Source organism: Aromatoleum tolulyticum (assembly GCF_900156155.1).
GTDB lineage: Bacteria > Pseudomonadota > Gammaproteobacteria > Burkholderiales > Rhodocyclaceae > Aromatoleum > Aromatoleum tolulyticum.
Window position 1 is genome coordinate 1 of the sequence record NZ_FTMD01000020.1, and the last position, 13,836, is coordinate 13,836.

The following is a 13,836-nucleotide window of genomic DNA, read 5'->3' on the forward strand; positions in this document are numbered from 1 at the left end:
CGGCAGCGACGTTCTGGACGGCGGAGCAGGCAACGACGCGCTGGACGGCGGCTTTAATGGCGACGTTTACCTGTTCGGATACGGCTCCGGTCAGGACGTGATCACCGACGACGACTACGCGACGGCGGGCGCGCTCGACACGATCCGGCTGGGCGCCGGCATTCGCCCCGATCAAGTGACGCTCGTACGCGAAGGCGACAACCTGATCCTGAAGCTCAACGACAGCACCGATCAGCTGACGATCAACTACTGGTTTGTCGATGCCGGCCCGAACAGCTATGCCAACCCGCTGCGCTACCGCGTCGAGCAGGTGCAATTCGAAGACGGTTATCTCCTGAAACTCGACGATCTGCAATTTGGCACTGCCGGCAACGACACGCTGAACGGGACCAATACTGACAGCGTGCTGATGGGGTATGAGGGCAACGACACGCTGAACGGCAATGGCGGCAATGACTTCATGAACGGCGGCACTGGTTCAGACAGCTATTACGTTGACAGTGTCGGGGATGTTGTTACCGAGACCAATGCTATTGCCGCCGTGGGAGGCATTGACGTAGTCCATAGCAGCCTGAATACCTATACGCTGGGCAGCAACGTTGAGAATGGCCGGATCGCTGTCACTGGAGCGGCCAATCTGACCGGAAACGCCTTGGACAACGTGCTCTACGCGGGCGCAGGCAACAACGTCCTCGATGGCGGGGCAGGCATCGACACGGCTGATTTCAGCGATGCGGCCAGCGCTGTCACCGTGAGCTTGGCCGTGACGACCTCGCAAGCCACCGGTGGTTCAGGCGTGGATACCCTGATCGCGATTGAAAACATCGTCGGTTCCCGTTTCAACGACACACTGACCGGCAATGCGAGCGCCAACGTACTCAATGGCGGGATTGGCGCCGACACGATGAAAGGCGGCAACGGGTCCGATATCTACTACGTGGACAACGCCGGGGACATCGTCAGCGAGAGCAATGCCACGGCAAGCACAGGCGGTATCGATACGGTCATGAGCAACCTGGTGGCTTACACGCTGGGCAGCAATGTCGAGAATGGCCAGATTCTGGCAACCAGCGCCGCCAACCTAACCGGAAACGGTCTCAATAACGTGCTCTACGCCGGGGCCGGCGATAACGTAATCAAGGGCGGGGCTGGAACGGATACCGTGGATTATGGCCTCGCGGCTGGTGCGGTTACGGTTAGCCTAGCGATCAATACTGCACAGACTACCGGGGGTTCTGCCGTGGATACCCTGTCGTCGATCGAGAACCTGACCGGTTCGAGTTTTAATGACCGATTGACCGGCAGTTCCGCCAACAACGTGCTCACTGGTGGTGTTGGTCAGGACACGCTCACGGGCGGAGGGGGCAGCGATAACTTCGACTTTAATGCTCTTGCCGAAACCGGTGTTACCAGCAGTAGTTGGGACATCATTACCGATTTCGTGCGCGGCCAAGACAAAATCGACCTCTCGACTCTTGACGCCAATGCCGCAACGACCGCGACTAATGAGGCTTTCACGTTTATTGGCACTTCCGCCTTCAGCGCGACGGACGCCACCGGACAGGTGCGTTACGTCTACGACTCGGTGAGCGCCACCGGCACGCTCTACGGCAGCACCAACACCGACGGCGAGGCCGAGTTCGCGATCACGCTGATGGGGGCGAGTACATTAACCGCAACGGATTTTGTCCTCTAGCCCGGTTTTTTCATCGTCAGCCCGCTCGTTGCCATCGTGTAGTGCATGAGTAATGGCCTGCGAGCAACCTGTGTGTAGGGCGAATCGTCCCGATTTGGCCGAATCGGGACGAACCTCCCCCCGGAAGCATCCGGGAACTGGCGTCCAGATTATCCGCACGGCGTGAGCAGTGCGCGCATATGTCATCAAGTATCGCATTGCGATAACTTCGGCGCACATCGCCCGTACCCGATATCGCCTCGCGCTACCTGATGGCACTGGAACGGGCAGGAGTCCGCCGAGGCGGGGTGGGCAGCCCCGCCGCATTCCCGGTTTCGGGACTGACGCTCGGGAAAGCCGTTCGCGCCGCGATGCAAGGGACCGCGACGGACGGCGGCCTGAAGCGGAGAGGCGCGCCCCGCGCGGGTCTTCGCGCCACCCTAAAGAAATTGCAAATCAGGCCGTTAGCTCAAGTGTGATCGCTTGTAGACGGCACGGCTGTTGCTTAGTTTACCATCACGATGTCCGGAGTGCCGGACTCACCGTCAAACCGCTTTTCCGGGGATCGTTGCATGAAGAAAATTCCGTGCCTCTTGACCGCAGTGCTCGCAGGCACCTTCAGCTTCGCATCTGCCGGGGAGTTCGACACGACCGTCGATATGCGCGCGACCAGCGCGACGACTTTCTCTGTCGAGGGCCGCATCGAGGGACTCGGGACGGTCGACCTGATGGTGGATACCGGCTCCGGTTACATGACGATCAACGAGGAGATGCTGGCGCAGCTCGAGGCGGCAGGCCGGGCGCGCTATGTGAAGGACTTGCGCGGCAGGCTCGCGAACGGCAACGAGCTGACCGTGCCGGTGTACATGATCGAGGCCGTCAGCATCGGCGGCGGATGCTGGCTCAAGGACGTCGAGGCCGCGGTCTTTCCTGGGGCAACGCGCCCCATCCTGGGGCTCAGCGCGCTGCAGCGCGCGGCGCCGTTCATCTTCTCGTTCGAGCCGCCGCGCCTCGTCCTGAGCAACTGTCTCACGACCGCGGGCAGCCCGTCGTCGGGCGACGTCGCGGACCTCGCGGCCTTCAACAAGTAACGAAAGAAAGCCGGCGCCCCCCGCGGGCGGCCGGCCTTCCTGCAGCGGACGCGCGTCGTGCGACGTCGCTCCGCTTTGGTGCGTCTACGGCGTGAACTGCTGCGTTTCGGGATAGAACGCGTTGGCCCCCGTGGCGCCGGTACTGCCGCGATCCCATCCCCGTTCGCCGCTCCTCATCTCGCGGCGCGGCGCGGCCCTGTCCGGTACGGTCTCGAACGCCGAGAATTCGCTCAGCGGCTGGTCCGTCGGCCGCAGTTCGACGTATTGCTCGCCGCGGTAAGTGGGCCATGCTCTCAGCTCGTCGGCGCTCGCGCTCAAGCGCAGCTTGCCGTCCTCGTAGCGCATGCGGTCGAGCGGCACGGTGACATCCCTGCCGTCGCCGCCCATCGCGCTGCTGGTGGCGATCACCGCCTGGATGTTCCTGTCCTGACGACTCTGGACGACCGTCTTCACCGAACCGATATGCTCGCCGTTGGTCCCGACGACCTGGGTTCCTCGCAACTGGCTCGGCGTCATCGTCTTCAGCTGCCCCGAAGTACTCATCCGCGATTGCTGCTGCGGGCTCTGGCCCTCCAAGTATTGATCCGCCGCCGCTGCCCCTAGCGGGACCGCAGCGAGCGTCGTGACGGCGATGGCCAGCAACGACTTCCGTTTCATGGAACTCATAGCATCCTCCTGCCTGTTGGGGTCTGTCTGCGCGTCTCGTCCGCGTGGGGAACGAGCGCTTTGATCGATTCCGCACCCCCGGCAGCCGCATGCATGCCCTCTTGGGGAAGGATTCGGTTGCAGCGGGCCGATCGACAGAAGTATTCGACCCCCCATGGTTTCAGAGTTCCGCAGGGGAAGGCACCCGTCGCGACCGCGGCGATTGCGCCGGACCCGGTCGCCGTCCGGCGCCCGCGGCCGGACCGGAGCAACTGACACGTAAATCGTTGATCGGATTACACTTCATGCAAACCGGAGGGCGCGGGCCGGTGTCCCGCTTGCGCCCGATCCCCGCCGGCAACGGACAGCGGTAACAATATGTTTCATGCACCGCTTCGGCATCCTAGCGGCATTCCCCCCCTGCCGCAGCGGCCGCCGCTTACATCGCCGCCTTGCCGCGGGCAAGCAGGCCGCGGACGGTCTCCTGCAGGTCCGCCGGCAGCACCACGACCTTGGCGCTCTCGGACGAGCCCATGCGTTCCAGCGACGCGATGTACTTCTCGCCCAGCATGTACATCATCGGGCCGGCTTGGTCGCCGACGGCGGCGGCGACGCGGCGGATCGCTTCGGCGGAGGCTTCGGCGAGCATGACCTGGGCGTTGGCATCGCGCTTGGCGGATTCGAGGCGCGCTTCGGCCTCGAGGATCGCGGCCTGCTTGGCGCCTTCGGCCTTGGTCACCGCGGCCTTGCGCTCGCGCTCGGCGGCGGCCTGCATTTCCATCGCGCGCTGCATCGACTCGGACGGCTTGATGTCCTGGATCTCGACCGATTTCACCGTGAGGCCCCAGTCGACCGCCTCGTCGGCGATGCTCTCGCGCAGGCGCGCCTTGATCTTGTCGCGCGAGGACAGGGCCTCGTCGAGTTCCATCTCGCCGACGATGGAGCGCAGCGTCGTCATGATCAGGTTGCGGATCGCCTCGGCGAAGTCGGTGACGCCATACACGGCCTTCACCGGGTCGGTGACCTTGATGAAGGCGATGGCGTTGGTGACGATCACGGCGTTGTCGCGCGTGATGACTTCCTGTTCCTGCACGTCGAGGATGATGTCTTTGGTGACGAGCTTGTAGGCGATGCGGTCGAGGTAGGGAATGATGATGTTGAGGCCGGGCTTGAGCGTGCCGTTGTATTTGCCGAGACGCTCGACGATCCATTCCTCGCCCTGCGGCAGGATGCGCACGCCCTTGGCGAGGGTGACGACGACGAAGATGAGTACCGCGACGACGAAGACGAAACTACCGCTCATGAAACCTCCTCAGGCTTTTACGACTTTCAGGAAACTGCCTTCGACGGCCACGACGCGCACGCGTTCGCCGGCGGCAATCGGGTTCTCGGCGAGGCACACCCATTCCTCGGCGCCCAGCAACGGCCGCTGAAAGCGCACCTTGCCGCGCTGGAAGGGAGCGACCGCGCCGACCAGCAGGCCGACTTCACCGATGACCTCGCCGCCGGAGGTGCCGATGCGGGTCTTGTGGAAGCTGGCCTTGAAGACGCGGAACCACAGCACGACCATGACGAGCGACAGCGCGGTCCAGCTGGCGAGCTGGGCGGTGAGCGACAGTCCGGGCGCGACGAACAGCACGAGCGCCATCGCCAGCCCCGCGATGCCGAACCAGATCACGAAGAAGGACGGCAGGGCCAGCTCGGCCAGGATCAGGGCGATGCCGACTACGGTCCAGTGCCACCATTCGATATTCATAGCATCCTCCTCGCCAGCGATTGTAGCGGGATGTCATGGGCCTGTCCGCGGGACGGGACCAGAGCGAGGCGGCGGATGTGCACGATGACACGCATCTACGCGCAAAGCGGGGCGCAAGGTAGTTGACCGCGCCGCAGTTTTTCACCAGACTGCTCAGCGCGCATCAGTCATCGCGTGGCGTTTCGAGCTTGAAGTCCTTAGGTACTCAGTCCGTCATTCCCCGATCGCGATTGTCGCAACTCTGGGCAAACGCCCCTTATTTAAACTTTGATTTGGGAACTTCAAAAATGGCAACTGGTACCGTCAAGTGGTTCAACGACGCCAAAGGCTTCGGCTTCATCACCCCGGACAACGGCGGCGAGGACCTCTTCGCGCACTTCTCCGCGATCCAGGGCAACGGCTTCCGCAGCCTGACCGAAGGTCAGAAGGTGCAGTTCGACGAGACCTCCGGCCCGAAGGGCAAGCAGGCTGGCAACATCCGCCCGCTCTGATCCGCCTCGGCAGGATCTGAACGACGAAGCCCGGCATTGCCGGGCTTTTTGTTTTTGTGGTGCAGCCCGGCGCGGGCGCGGTTCATCCCGGCGGGCACGCAGGCGCGACGGAAGCGCGAAAGCCCGCGAGCAGCTGCTTCATCGCGCGGAACGCGCAGGCGCGGTCGTCGCCCAGCAGGAAGGCGCGCACCCCCTGCCCGCGCCAGCCTTCGTATTGGCCGGGCGCGCGCGGGACAGCACAAAACGGCACCCCGCGCGCCAGGCAGGCCTCGGCGACGCGCCGGACCGCAGCCTGCACGTGCGGGTGCTGCGCATCGCCCGGCACGCCAAGGCTCTGCGACAGGTCGATCGCCCCTTCCAGAACCAGATCGATGCCGGGCACCGCGACGATCTCTGCGATCGCCTCCACCCCGTCGCGATCCTCGATCATCGCCACCACCATCAGCTCGCGGTTGGCGCGCTCGAAGTACGCCGGCAGCGTCAACGTGCCGAACCCCGTGGTGCGTCCGCCGGCAATGCCTCGCATCCCGAGGGGATGGTAACGGGCGCTGGCGACTGCCAGCTCGGCCTCGGCCCGGCTGCGCACGCGCGGCACCACGATCCCCTGCGCACCGGCGTCGAGCACGCGCAGGATGACGTCCGGTGCCACGCACGGCACGCGCACCAGTGCCGTGGTGCCCGCGCACTCGGCCGCGCGGATCATGTTTTCCAGCGTCTGCGGATTCACGCCGACGTGTTCCAGATCGAGGATCACGAAATCGAAGCCGGCATGCCCGATCATCTCCGTCATCAGCGGCAGGGGCAGCGAGTTGATCAGGCCGAATACCTCGCGCCCGGCGGCCAGCGCCGCTTTCAGCTCATTCGACTGCAGCATGCGCGTCCTCCGTCGGCAGGTAGCGGTGCTGCGGGTGCGGGTGACGCAGGAAGTCGTGGTGCGAGATGTGCCAGGCATAGGCGCCGGCATAGGGAAACACCAGCAGATCGCCGGCACGCACGCGTTCGATCGGCGCGTCCTGCGCGAGGACGTCCTTCGGCGTGCACAGCTGGCCGACCACGTTCACGCGCGCGTCGCTGACCTGCGGGCGCGCGAACGGATAGCGCCACGCATCGGCCGGCAGCACCCGGAACGGATGGCTGTGTCCCTGCGCATGCGGCGTGCGGAAGTGGTGCGTGCCACCGCTGGCGACCACGAACCAGCGGTCGAACGCATGCTTCACGTCGATGACCTCCGTCGCGTAGTAGCCGCAGAAGGCGGTCACATAGCGTCCGCACTCGAAGCGCACGGTGAGCCCGTCCCGCCGCGCCGACAGCGCCGCCAGCCCGCCGGCGAACGCAGGCCAGTCGAACTGGGCTTCCGGCTCGCGGTAGTTCACGCCGATGCCGCCGCCCACGTTGATGTGGTCCAGCGTATCCAGCCCGTACTGCGCGCGCCAGCGCCTGGTCTGCTCCAGGTAGGCGTCGAGCAGGCGCAGGTGAGCGGCGGCGTCGAGCTGGTGCGACATCAGGTGGAAATGGAAGCCCCTGAGGCGGATCTCCGGGTGCGCCCGCAACCAGTCCAGGCAAGCCGGCAGTTGGTCGCCGGCGATGCCGAACGGCGTGGGCCTGCCGCCCATCATCAGCGTGGTGGGCTGCAGGCCGTCGATTGCCGGGTTCACGCGCAGCAGCACCGGCACCGTGCAGTTGCGCGCGCGCGCCAGCCAGGCCAGGCGCTCCAGCTCGTGGCGGCTCTCCACGTGCAGCGCCTCGACGCCGCCCTCCAGCGCGCGGGCGAGCTCCGTGTCGGTCTTGCCCGGACCGCTGAAGATCAGCGGGATGTCGGCGAAGTGCCCGCGCACCCAGGCGAGCTCGCCGCCGGACGAGATCTCGAACCCGTGCACAAGCGGAGCCAGCGTCTGCAGGATCGGCAGGTCGGAATTGGCCTTGATCGCGTAGAAGAGCTCGAACCCCGACGGCAGGCTGCCGACGATGGCGCGCGCATGGCGCCGCAAGGACTCCAGATCGTAGACGTAGGTGCACAGCGGCCCGTCGGCCCCGTCGAGCGCTTGCTGCAGGTGCGCAGACAGCCGCGTCCATCGCAGTCCGGGGGAACTCATTGCCATGCCGCCCCCGTGCCGGCAAAGGGAAGGGGGTTGGTGACCGGCACATAGGTCGAGGCACGGTCGGCGCGCTTGAAGAAGCGGTTGCTCAAATTCGTCTTGGCCGGAAACGGGCTGCCGGCCAGCAGCGCGTTGACGCGCCGGCCCGAAACCGCATTGCCGTAGCGGTGCTGGTACACGTGCAGGTGGTGGCTCACGATGGACCACAGCCGCGCCGCCAGCGCCGGCCGCCCTGCGCCGAGCTGGGCGACGACCTCGCACAGGTTGTTGACGAACAGGCAGTAGGCGATGCGGTTCCACCCCTGCTCCTCGTCGTACCACAGCGAGGCGCGCGCACGCTCGCTGATGTCGGGCATGGCCGCGGCGGGGTGGCGCGCGGGCGTGAGCTTGACGCCCTCGAAGTCGCGCAGGAAGAGCTGGGCCGGCCAGCCGTGCCGCAAGCCCAGCACCACGTTCTGCAGGTGCGGTTCGAAGACCACGCCGTGCGCGAAGAACAGGTGAAGCACCGGATGGACCAGCTGCTCGACATAGCCGGAGAACCAGCGCTCGGTGACGGCATCCGGATGGCAGCGCTCGCGCGCCGCGAGCCCGCCCAGCAGCTCGCGCGTGCGCGCCTCGCCGTAGTAATGGTTGCCGAACAGCGAACCGGCCAGGAGAGGCACGGTGCCGGGCGCGCGCAGGGTGTCCACGCTCTGGCGCAGGATCAGGCCGAAGCCCTCGATGACCTCGCGGTTGTGCTCGATGTCGGCATCCCCCAGGTCCACCGACAGGAAGGCCGGCTCCTCCATCAGCGCGAGGCCGGGAAACTCGCGCGCGAGTTCCGGCAGCAGCGGGCGCAGCACGCGGTTCACCTGCAGTGCGCTCTCCAGCTCGTACCAGGCGTTCTTGCGCACGCAGTTGGTGATGCGGATGTTCAGCGACAGCTTGTAGAAGTACGGGTTGCCCGGCTGGTACAGCGTACGGATCGACGAGGTGGGAAAGAAGTCCGGCCCCTGCGTGCCCAGATCCTGCACGCGCCCGCTGGCAAGCGCCTGGCGCACCAGCGGATGCCGGCGCAGGTAACCGGCCTGCCACGGATGGACCGGCACCGCGACGCGTTCGCCCGCCACTGCCGGCGCGTTGGCGCAGATCAGCGCGGCGCAGCTTGCGGCGAGCAGCGATTGCTGCGCGACGTCTTCGCGCGGCACCGCGAACCAGGCCAGCGGGAAGCGCGTGCGCAGCTCCGGGGAGTAGCGCGCCAGATCCTCGTCGGAAAATCCCTGGCGGCTCTTCGGCGCGGGGTGGAACGGGTGGCCGAAGGTCAGGGATTGCTCGGAATCGATATACGCCTCCACCGGGTCGTCGGGGATCCGGGACGGCACCGGCAATCCCAGCACCCGCGTATTCACGGCCACGCTGTTGCGGATCTGCTCCATCAGCTCGATGTTGGGCGGCAAGTCGTTCTGCAAGGCCATCTCGCGCAACAGCAGCGCGGCCAGCTCTTCCCAGTCGAGCAAGGCCCACGGCTTGTTCTCGGCCTTGTGGAATACCGGCGAGCGGAAACGGTAGTTGCCGGTGATCGAGGCGTCGCTGACCACGGTCAGCAGGCGGTCGCGGACGTGCTGCAGGTGCACCTGCAGCACCTGGCCCTGTTCGCGCTGCACGGCCATCGCGAGCGTGGCCGGCCAGTCGCACTGGCCCACCGGCGGGCCCACGCGCAAATGGCCGGTGGGCGCCGCGACCTCGCGGCAGTAGCAGCTCAGCAGGGTTTCCTGGCAGCGCCGGCCGGCGGCCAGCTCGGCCGGGAGCCCCGGCACGGCGGTGTCGTTGCGGAGTGTTTGCATGTCTGTCCTCTTGATCAAAGTGCGCGCGTGCGAAGCCGCACGGCAACGAGCAGGTAGCCGGACGCAGTCGCCAGCAGCGCGGCGCCGAGCAGGTAGGGGGTATGCAGGCCGACGGCTCCGGCTGCCGCGCCGGCGGCGAGCCCGGCAGCCACGGCCCCCCACTTGGAACTGCTCTCGAACCAGCCGAAGGTGTGCCCGGCGTTGCCCGGCTGCACCACGCTGGCCACCAGCGCGTGCAGGCCGATGAAACCCGCGGTCATCGCCAGGCCCATCACCAGCCGCCAACCGATCAGCGCGGGCAGGCCCAGCGGCGCGGCCTGCGCGAGCAGGCTCACCGCCAGCACGCCGAACGCGGCGGCCGGCAGGCCGAGCGCAGGCGCCAGCCCCAGCCGTCGCGAAAGCAGCGGCGCGGCGACCAGGTACACCATGTGCGGCAGTCCGAACAGCAGGCCGGCCGTGGCCGCGGTCAGGCCGGGCAGGCGTTGCAGCAGGTCGGGGATGAAATAGGGGAAGGTCACCACGGTCGCGAACACGAAGGCGAACTGCAGCGCGTAGATCCGGCGCGGCGTGGCAGCCGGCGAGGCGGCCGCCGGCTGCGCCGGCAACGGGCGCTCCGCCGCCCCCGGCCCGGATCGACCCGCCGGCAGCCAGACGATCAGCGCCGCGGCAACCAGCGGAAGCAAGGCGAGCCAGCGGTATATCAGGATCGGCGAATCCGTCCCCATCCAGATGCCGAGGCAGGCAGGCGCCGCCACCAGCGCGGCGCGCGCCGACCATTGCATCGCGGTCAGCCCGCGCGTCAACGTGGTGCCGCCGGCAACCGTCGCCAGATAGGCGTTGGATGCCGCAAAGGTCCCGCCCAGCACGCCCTGCAGCACCAGCGCGGCGAGAAAGCCGGCGGTGCTGGTGGCAAAGCCGGCCAGCAGGAAGCTCGCCGCCAGCCCCAGTTGCGCGCGGACCAGCAGGAGTTTCTTGCCGAAGCGGTCGGCCAGCCTGCCCCACCACGGCGCCGATACCGCCGCCAGCAATGTCGGCACCACGTAGAAGGCGCCGGCGAGCCACGGCACGTCGTTGTGCAGCGAGCGGTCCAGGATCAGCGCGAAGAACGGCGGCATGCCCAGCGCAGCGAAGGCGGCGATGAAATGGCAGAGCATCACCACCGCGACCACACGGCGCGTGCCACCGTTCATTGCGCCACCTGCAGGAAGTTCGGCGCGCGCAGGCCATAGTACTTATTGACGTCGGCGGCGCCGGTCTGCGTCTTTTCCATCAGCGAGGCGGCGGTCAGCAGGTACTTGAGGTAGAGCCTGTCGTCCGCCAGCAGCACCTGATGCGCGAACGAAACGTCCTCGCCCGCTCCGGCCAGCTCCGCCAGTACCGCCCGGGTGTGATCGCCCACGCGCGCGTAGCTCGCGGCGGGGTCGGTGCCGAGCCGCTGCGCGATGCCTTCCACCAGCGCGGCGATATTCAGCTGCAGCGTGATGGTGATGAACATCTGCGCGAGGGGAAGCGCGTCGTCAACCACGATGCGCGGGTCCTCCAGGCCATCGAGCCGGCCCGCCAGCGCCGGCCAGCGCCGCGCAAGCAACCCCAGGTCGATGCGCGCGGCATCGTTGTCCTTGAGCAGCAGCCGCAGACCGTCGTCGGCGTAGACCAGCATCGAGTTCTGCTGGTTGGATTCGAGCGCGATGCCATAGCGCAGCCACAGCGTGAGGTGCAGCCGCAGCGTGAGCGACAGGTAGGCGTCGAACCAGGCCTCGAGGTCGCCGCCGTAGTAGCGCGCGGCAAGCTCTTCGACCACCGTGGTGCCGCCGGCCGCCTCCGCCAGCAGGCCGGCAACCGGCACCACGGTGGCGTCCGCCAGCGCCTGCACGGGATAGCGGCGCAGGATGAAGCCCAGGAAGGGGCGCTGCGCCACATGGGCCCCGCTGGCCTCGTCGGTGAATAGAACCCGGCCGCGCATGTCCGCCTCGCGCGCCGCGATCTCGCCAAGCAGGGTCTGGATGCGGTGGCCGTCGCCGATGGTGCTGGGCTTGATGGTGCGGATATTCTTGGCGCCCAGCGTGCGGATGGTCAGCGGCAGCTTGACGTGCCACTCCGGCGCATCGATCAGGGTCAGCGAGCGTACCGACAGCGTGGGGCTTACGCGCAAGCGCGTGCGCGGCGCCCGGATGACTTCGGCGCTCAGGCCGGCTTCCGCCAGAAAACCGTCCAGGTGATGCTGCCAGACGAACGGGTGCACCGGCACCGGCACGTGCGTCGCCGCGAGCGCGGGCGGCAGGCCGAGGTCGGCGAAGGCCGGCCACGACGCAGGCAGCGCATCGCCGCTCGGATGGTAGCGCTCGCGCGGCACCGCCAGCCAGTTCAGTTCGAACACGGGCCGGAACTCCGGCGCGTAGCGCGCCAGATCGTCGACGGCGAAGCCGAGCTTGGCGCGTGCGCTGGGATAGTAGGGATGGTCGAGAAACGCGGCGAGCCGTTCATAGTGCTGCATGCGCACGTCCCAGCGCAGCCGGGCATGGCCGGGCGCATGGCCGGGCTCTGCGAACCAGCGCGCACGCTCGGCCAGGGCCGCGCCGCGGTGTTCCTGTGCGGCGCGGCACTCCTCGGCATAGGCGGCGAACAGCTGCGCGGCCTCGCCGGGCAGGTCCCCGGCGAAGGCGGCCAGCACCGCGTCGATCTCCCGCAGCGGGGTGAAGCCGCCGGCGTCCTCGCGCCACAGGGGCAGGCCGGTGAGCCGCCATTCCTGCATGTAGCGCGTCGCAGAGACCGGGATCCACAGCACGGCCGCGCCGAGATGGCCGACGCGCAACCAGCGCTGGCCGGCTTCGGCGGTCACTTCGGGCGGCAGGGCAGCGCTGCCGAGCAGTTCGCCGCGGCTGATGCACTCGCGCACGTCTTCGCGCAGCAGGGCGTCGATGACGCGGACGCAGATGTAGTCGGCATCCGCGCCGGCGATGGCGGGAGCGGCCGCACGGAAGGAGGACGGACGGGCGGTCACTGTGCGATCTCCCACGCGAGCTTGCCGCTGAACTGGTCCACCGCGGCGGCCAAGCCGGCGGTATCCGGACCGCTGCCGTGCAACACGCCGACATAGTCCTTGTTGGAGTTCGTGACGTGGATCGCGTCACCGACCTTGTGCAAGGGCGTATAGGTCAGGCGGATGCCGTCGCCCTCATGCACGCCGGCCGGGGGCGCGTCGCGCAGCGTGCCTTCCGCGCGCGCGGTGAAATAGCGGATCCAGGCAGCCCGCTCGGGCACGTCGAGAAGCGGTAGCGGCTGCCCGAGGTGCAGGCGCAGGACCTGTTCGAACAGGGGGAAGCGGAGGGCTTCGACCAGCAGGAATTCGCGGAAATCGCCGATGCTGCGGTAATTGATCTCGATCAGCCGCGGGCCGCGCGGCGTCAGCACGTACTCGGTGTGGCAGGCGCCGAAGCCGATGCCGAAGCGCCGGATGACGTCCAGGACCTCCGCTTCCACGGCCGCGGGCAGGCCGGTGCCCCATACCGCCTCGAGTTCGACGAAGTACGGCGGCGGCGACAGGCTGACCCGGAAGCCCCCCAGCGCCGCCACCTGCTCGCCGTCCCCCAGCGTTTCCAGGGTGTAGAGCGGCCCGTCCAGGTATTCCTCCAGCAATAGCGGCTGGCCGGGGTGCGCCCCCCAGACGGCCTCGCACTGCCCGGTCAGCTCGGCGCGGCTGCGTGCAAGACTGACCTGCTGGCTGGCCACGCCCTCGCGCGGCTTGACCACGCACGGCAGCGGCACCTCGGGCAACGCCGCCAGCGCGGCGGAATCGCACACGACGGCGTGCCACATCGTCTCGATGCCCTGCCCGGCCAGGCGCCGGCGCATTTCCGCCTTGTTCTTGGCCGCGTAGGCCGTGCGCCAGTCTTTTCCCGGCAGGCCGAAATAGGCGGCCGCGATCGCCGTTGCGGTCTGCAGGTGGTCACTGTTGGAGAAGACGGCGGCGGGCGTGCCGCCACGCCGGGTGACCGCGTCGATCACGGCGATCGGGTTGAACACATCGCACGCGACGATTTCGTCCGGATAGGCGGCCAGGCCGCTCGCCGCGAAATGCGCGCGGTGGGCGTCGACGCAGTCGGTCAGCACTACGACGGACAGGCCCAGGGCCTTTGCCGCCGGCAGGAAGCCGTCGTTGACCGCGGCCGTCGGCACGTGCGCCAACAGAATGAGTTCTTGCATGATGCTCCTCGTGTCGGGGTTGAGTCGTTCAGCGGGCGCAATCTTAATACGGAAAT

At 67.4% G+C, this 13,836-nt stretch carries 12 protein-coding genes; 3 read left to right on the forward strand and 9 right to left on the reverse strand.

Annotation, left to right across the window (positions count from 1 at the left end):
• On the forward strand, positions 1 to 1,696 hold a 1,696-nt coding region (locus BW991_RS21200), incomplete at its 5' end, for a calcium-binding protein (protein ID WP_139335976.1).
• Positions 1,697 to 2,247: 551 nt separating this feature from the next.
• Positions 2,248 to 2,766: a retropepsin-like aspartic protease gene (locus tag BW991_RS21205; protein WP_076604109.1), complete on the forward strand. Its 519-nt coding sequence runs from the start codon at positions 2,248 to 2,250 to the stop codon at positions 2,764 to 2,766.
• A gap of 84 nt (positions 2,767 to 2,850) precedes the next feature.
• Here the strand turns inward: BW991_RS21205 and BW991_RS21210 are convergent, their stop codons facing one another.
• The 3 genes from BW991_RS21210 to BW991_RS21220 all read right to left on the reverse strand — a co-directional run bounded on the left by BW991_RS21210 (position 2,851) and on the right by BW991_RS21220 (position 5,167).
• A complete protein-coding gene (locus BW991_RS21210) occupies positions 2,851 to 3,432 on the reverse strand; it encodes a PRC-barrel domain-containing protein (RefSeq protein ID WP_076604110.1) in 582 nt (193 codons plus the stop codon).
• A 418-nt stretch (positions 3,433 to 3,850) separates the two neighbouring features.
• Entirely contained in the window at positions 3,851 to 4,714 is an 864-nt protein-coding gene (locus tag BW991_RS21215; RefSeq protein WP_076604111.1) for an SPFH domain-containing protein, read from the reverse strand.
• Between the two features lie 9 nt (positions 4,715 to 4,723).
• The gene (locus BW991_RS21220; RefSeq protein ID WP_076604112.1) at positions 4,724 to 5,167 is read right to left on the reverse strand and encodes an NfeD family protein; all 444 of its coding nucleotides are present in this window, start codon (positions 5,165 to 5,167) and stop codon (positions 4,724 to 4,726) included.
• 287 nt (positions 5,168 to 5,454) lie between these two features.
• Here BW991_RS21220 and BW991_RS21225 point away from each other — a divergent pair, with 287 nt between their 5' ends.
• A complete protein-coding gene (locus tag BW991_RS21225; protein ID WP_018989403.1) occupies positions 5,455 to 5,658 on the forward strand; it encodes a cold-shock protein in 204 nt (67 codons plus the stop codon).
• 82 nt (positions 5,659 to 5,740) lie between these two features.
• Here BW991_RS21225 and BW991_RS21230 read toward each other — a convergent pair whose 3' ends face one another.
• The 6 genes from BW991_RS21230 to BW991_RS21255 are packed head-to-tail and all read right to left on the reverse strand — an operon-like array spanning position 5,741 to position 13,780.
• Positions 5,741 to 6,532 carry an HpcH/HpaI aldolase family protein gene (locus tag BW991_RS21230; protein WP_076604113.1) on the reverse strand — a complete coding sequence of 264 codons (792 nt, stop codon included), beginning with the start codon at positions 6,530 to 6,532 and terminating at the stop codon, positions 5,741 to 5,743.
• Positions 6,516 to 7,751, reverse strand: coding sequence for a type III PLP-dependent enzyme (locus tag BW991_RS21235; protein WP_076604114.1), 1,236 nt, complete (start codon positions 7,749 to 7,751; stop codon positions 6,516 to 6,518). Before BW991_RS21235 ends, BW991_RS21230 begins: the two co-directional genes overlap by 17 nt.
• Positions 7,748 to 9,577, reverse strand: a complete 1,830-nt coding sequence (locus BW991_RS21240; protein WP_076604115.1) for an IucA/IucC family protein — start codon at positions 9,575 to 9,577, stop codon at positions 7,748 to 7,750. Before BW991_RS21240 ends, BW991_RS21235 begins: the two co-directional genes overlap by 4 nt.
• 14 nt (positions 9,578 to 9,591) lie before the next feature.
• Positions 9,592 to 10,767 carry an MFS transporter gene (locus BW991_RS21245; RefSeq protein WP_076604116.1) on the reverse strand — a complete coding sequence of 392 codons (1,176 nt, stop codon included), beginning with the start codon at positions 10,765 to 10,767 and terminating at the stop codon, positions 9,592 to 9,594.
• Positions 10,764 to 12,578, reverse strand: a complete 1,815-nt coding sequence (locus BW991_RS21250; RefSeq protein WP_076604117.1) for an IucA/IucC family protein — start codon at positions 12,576 to 12,578, stop codon at positions 10,764 to 10,766. The genes BW991_RS21245 and BW991_RS21250 overlap by 4 nt, the downstream gene beginning before the upstream one ends.
• Positions 12,575 to 13,780: an ATP-grasp domain-containing protein gene (locus BW991_RS21255; protein ID WP_076604118.1), complete on the reverse strand. Its 1,206-nt coding sequence runs from the start codon at positions 13,778 to 13,780 to the stop codon at positions 12,575 to 12,577. The genes BW991_RS21250 and BW991_RS21255 overlap by 4 nt, the downstream gene beginning before the upstream one ends.
• Between the last annotated feature and the right edge of the window lie 56 nt (positions 13,781 to 13,836).

Bases quoted from the DNA above. Each gene is read 5' to 3' on its own strand.
- BW991_RS21205 (WP_076604109.1), top strand. From the start codon at position 2,248: ATGAAGAAAATTCCGTGCCTCTTGACCGCAGTGCTCGCAGGCACCTTC.
- BW991_RS21210 (WP_076604110.1), bottom strand. From the start codon at position 3,432: ATGAGTTCCATGAAACGGAAGTCGTTGCTGGCCATCGCCGTCACGACG.
- BW991_RS21215 (WP_076604111.1), bottom strand. From the start codon at position 4,714: ATGAGCGGTAGTTTCGTCTTCGTCGTCGCGGTACTCATCTTCGTCGTC.
- BW991_RS21220 (WP_076604112.1), bottom strand. From the start codon at position 5,167: ATGAATATCGAATGGTGGCACTGGACCGTAGTCGGCATCGCCCTGATC.
- BW991_RS21225 (WP_018989403.1), top strand. From the start codon at position 5,455: ATGGCAACTGGTACCGTCAAGTGGTTCAACGACGCCAAAGGCTTCGGC.
- BW991_RS21230 (WP_076604113.1), bottom strand. From the start codon at position 6,532: ATGCTGCAGTCGAATGAGCTGAAAGCGGCGCTGGCCGCCGGGCGCGAG.
- BW991_RS21235 (WP_076604114.1), bottom strand. From the start codon at position 7,751: ATGAGTTCCCCCGGACTGCGATGGACGCGGCTGTCTGCGCACCTGCAG.
- BW991_RS21240 (WP_076604115.1), bottom strand. From the start codon at position 9,577: ATGCAAACACTCCGCAACGACACCGCCGTGCCGGGGCTCCCGGCCGAG.
- BW991_RS21245 (WP_076604116.1), bottom strand. From the start codon at position 10,767: ATGAACGGTGGCACGCGCCGTGTGGTCGCGGTGGTGATGCTCTGCCAT.
- BW991_RS21255 (WP_076604118.1), bottom strand. From the start codon at position 13,780: ATGCAAGAACTCATTCTGTTGGCGCACGTGCCGACGGCCGCGGTCAAC.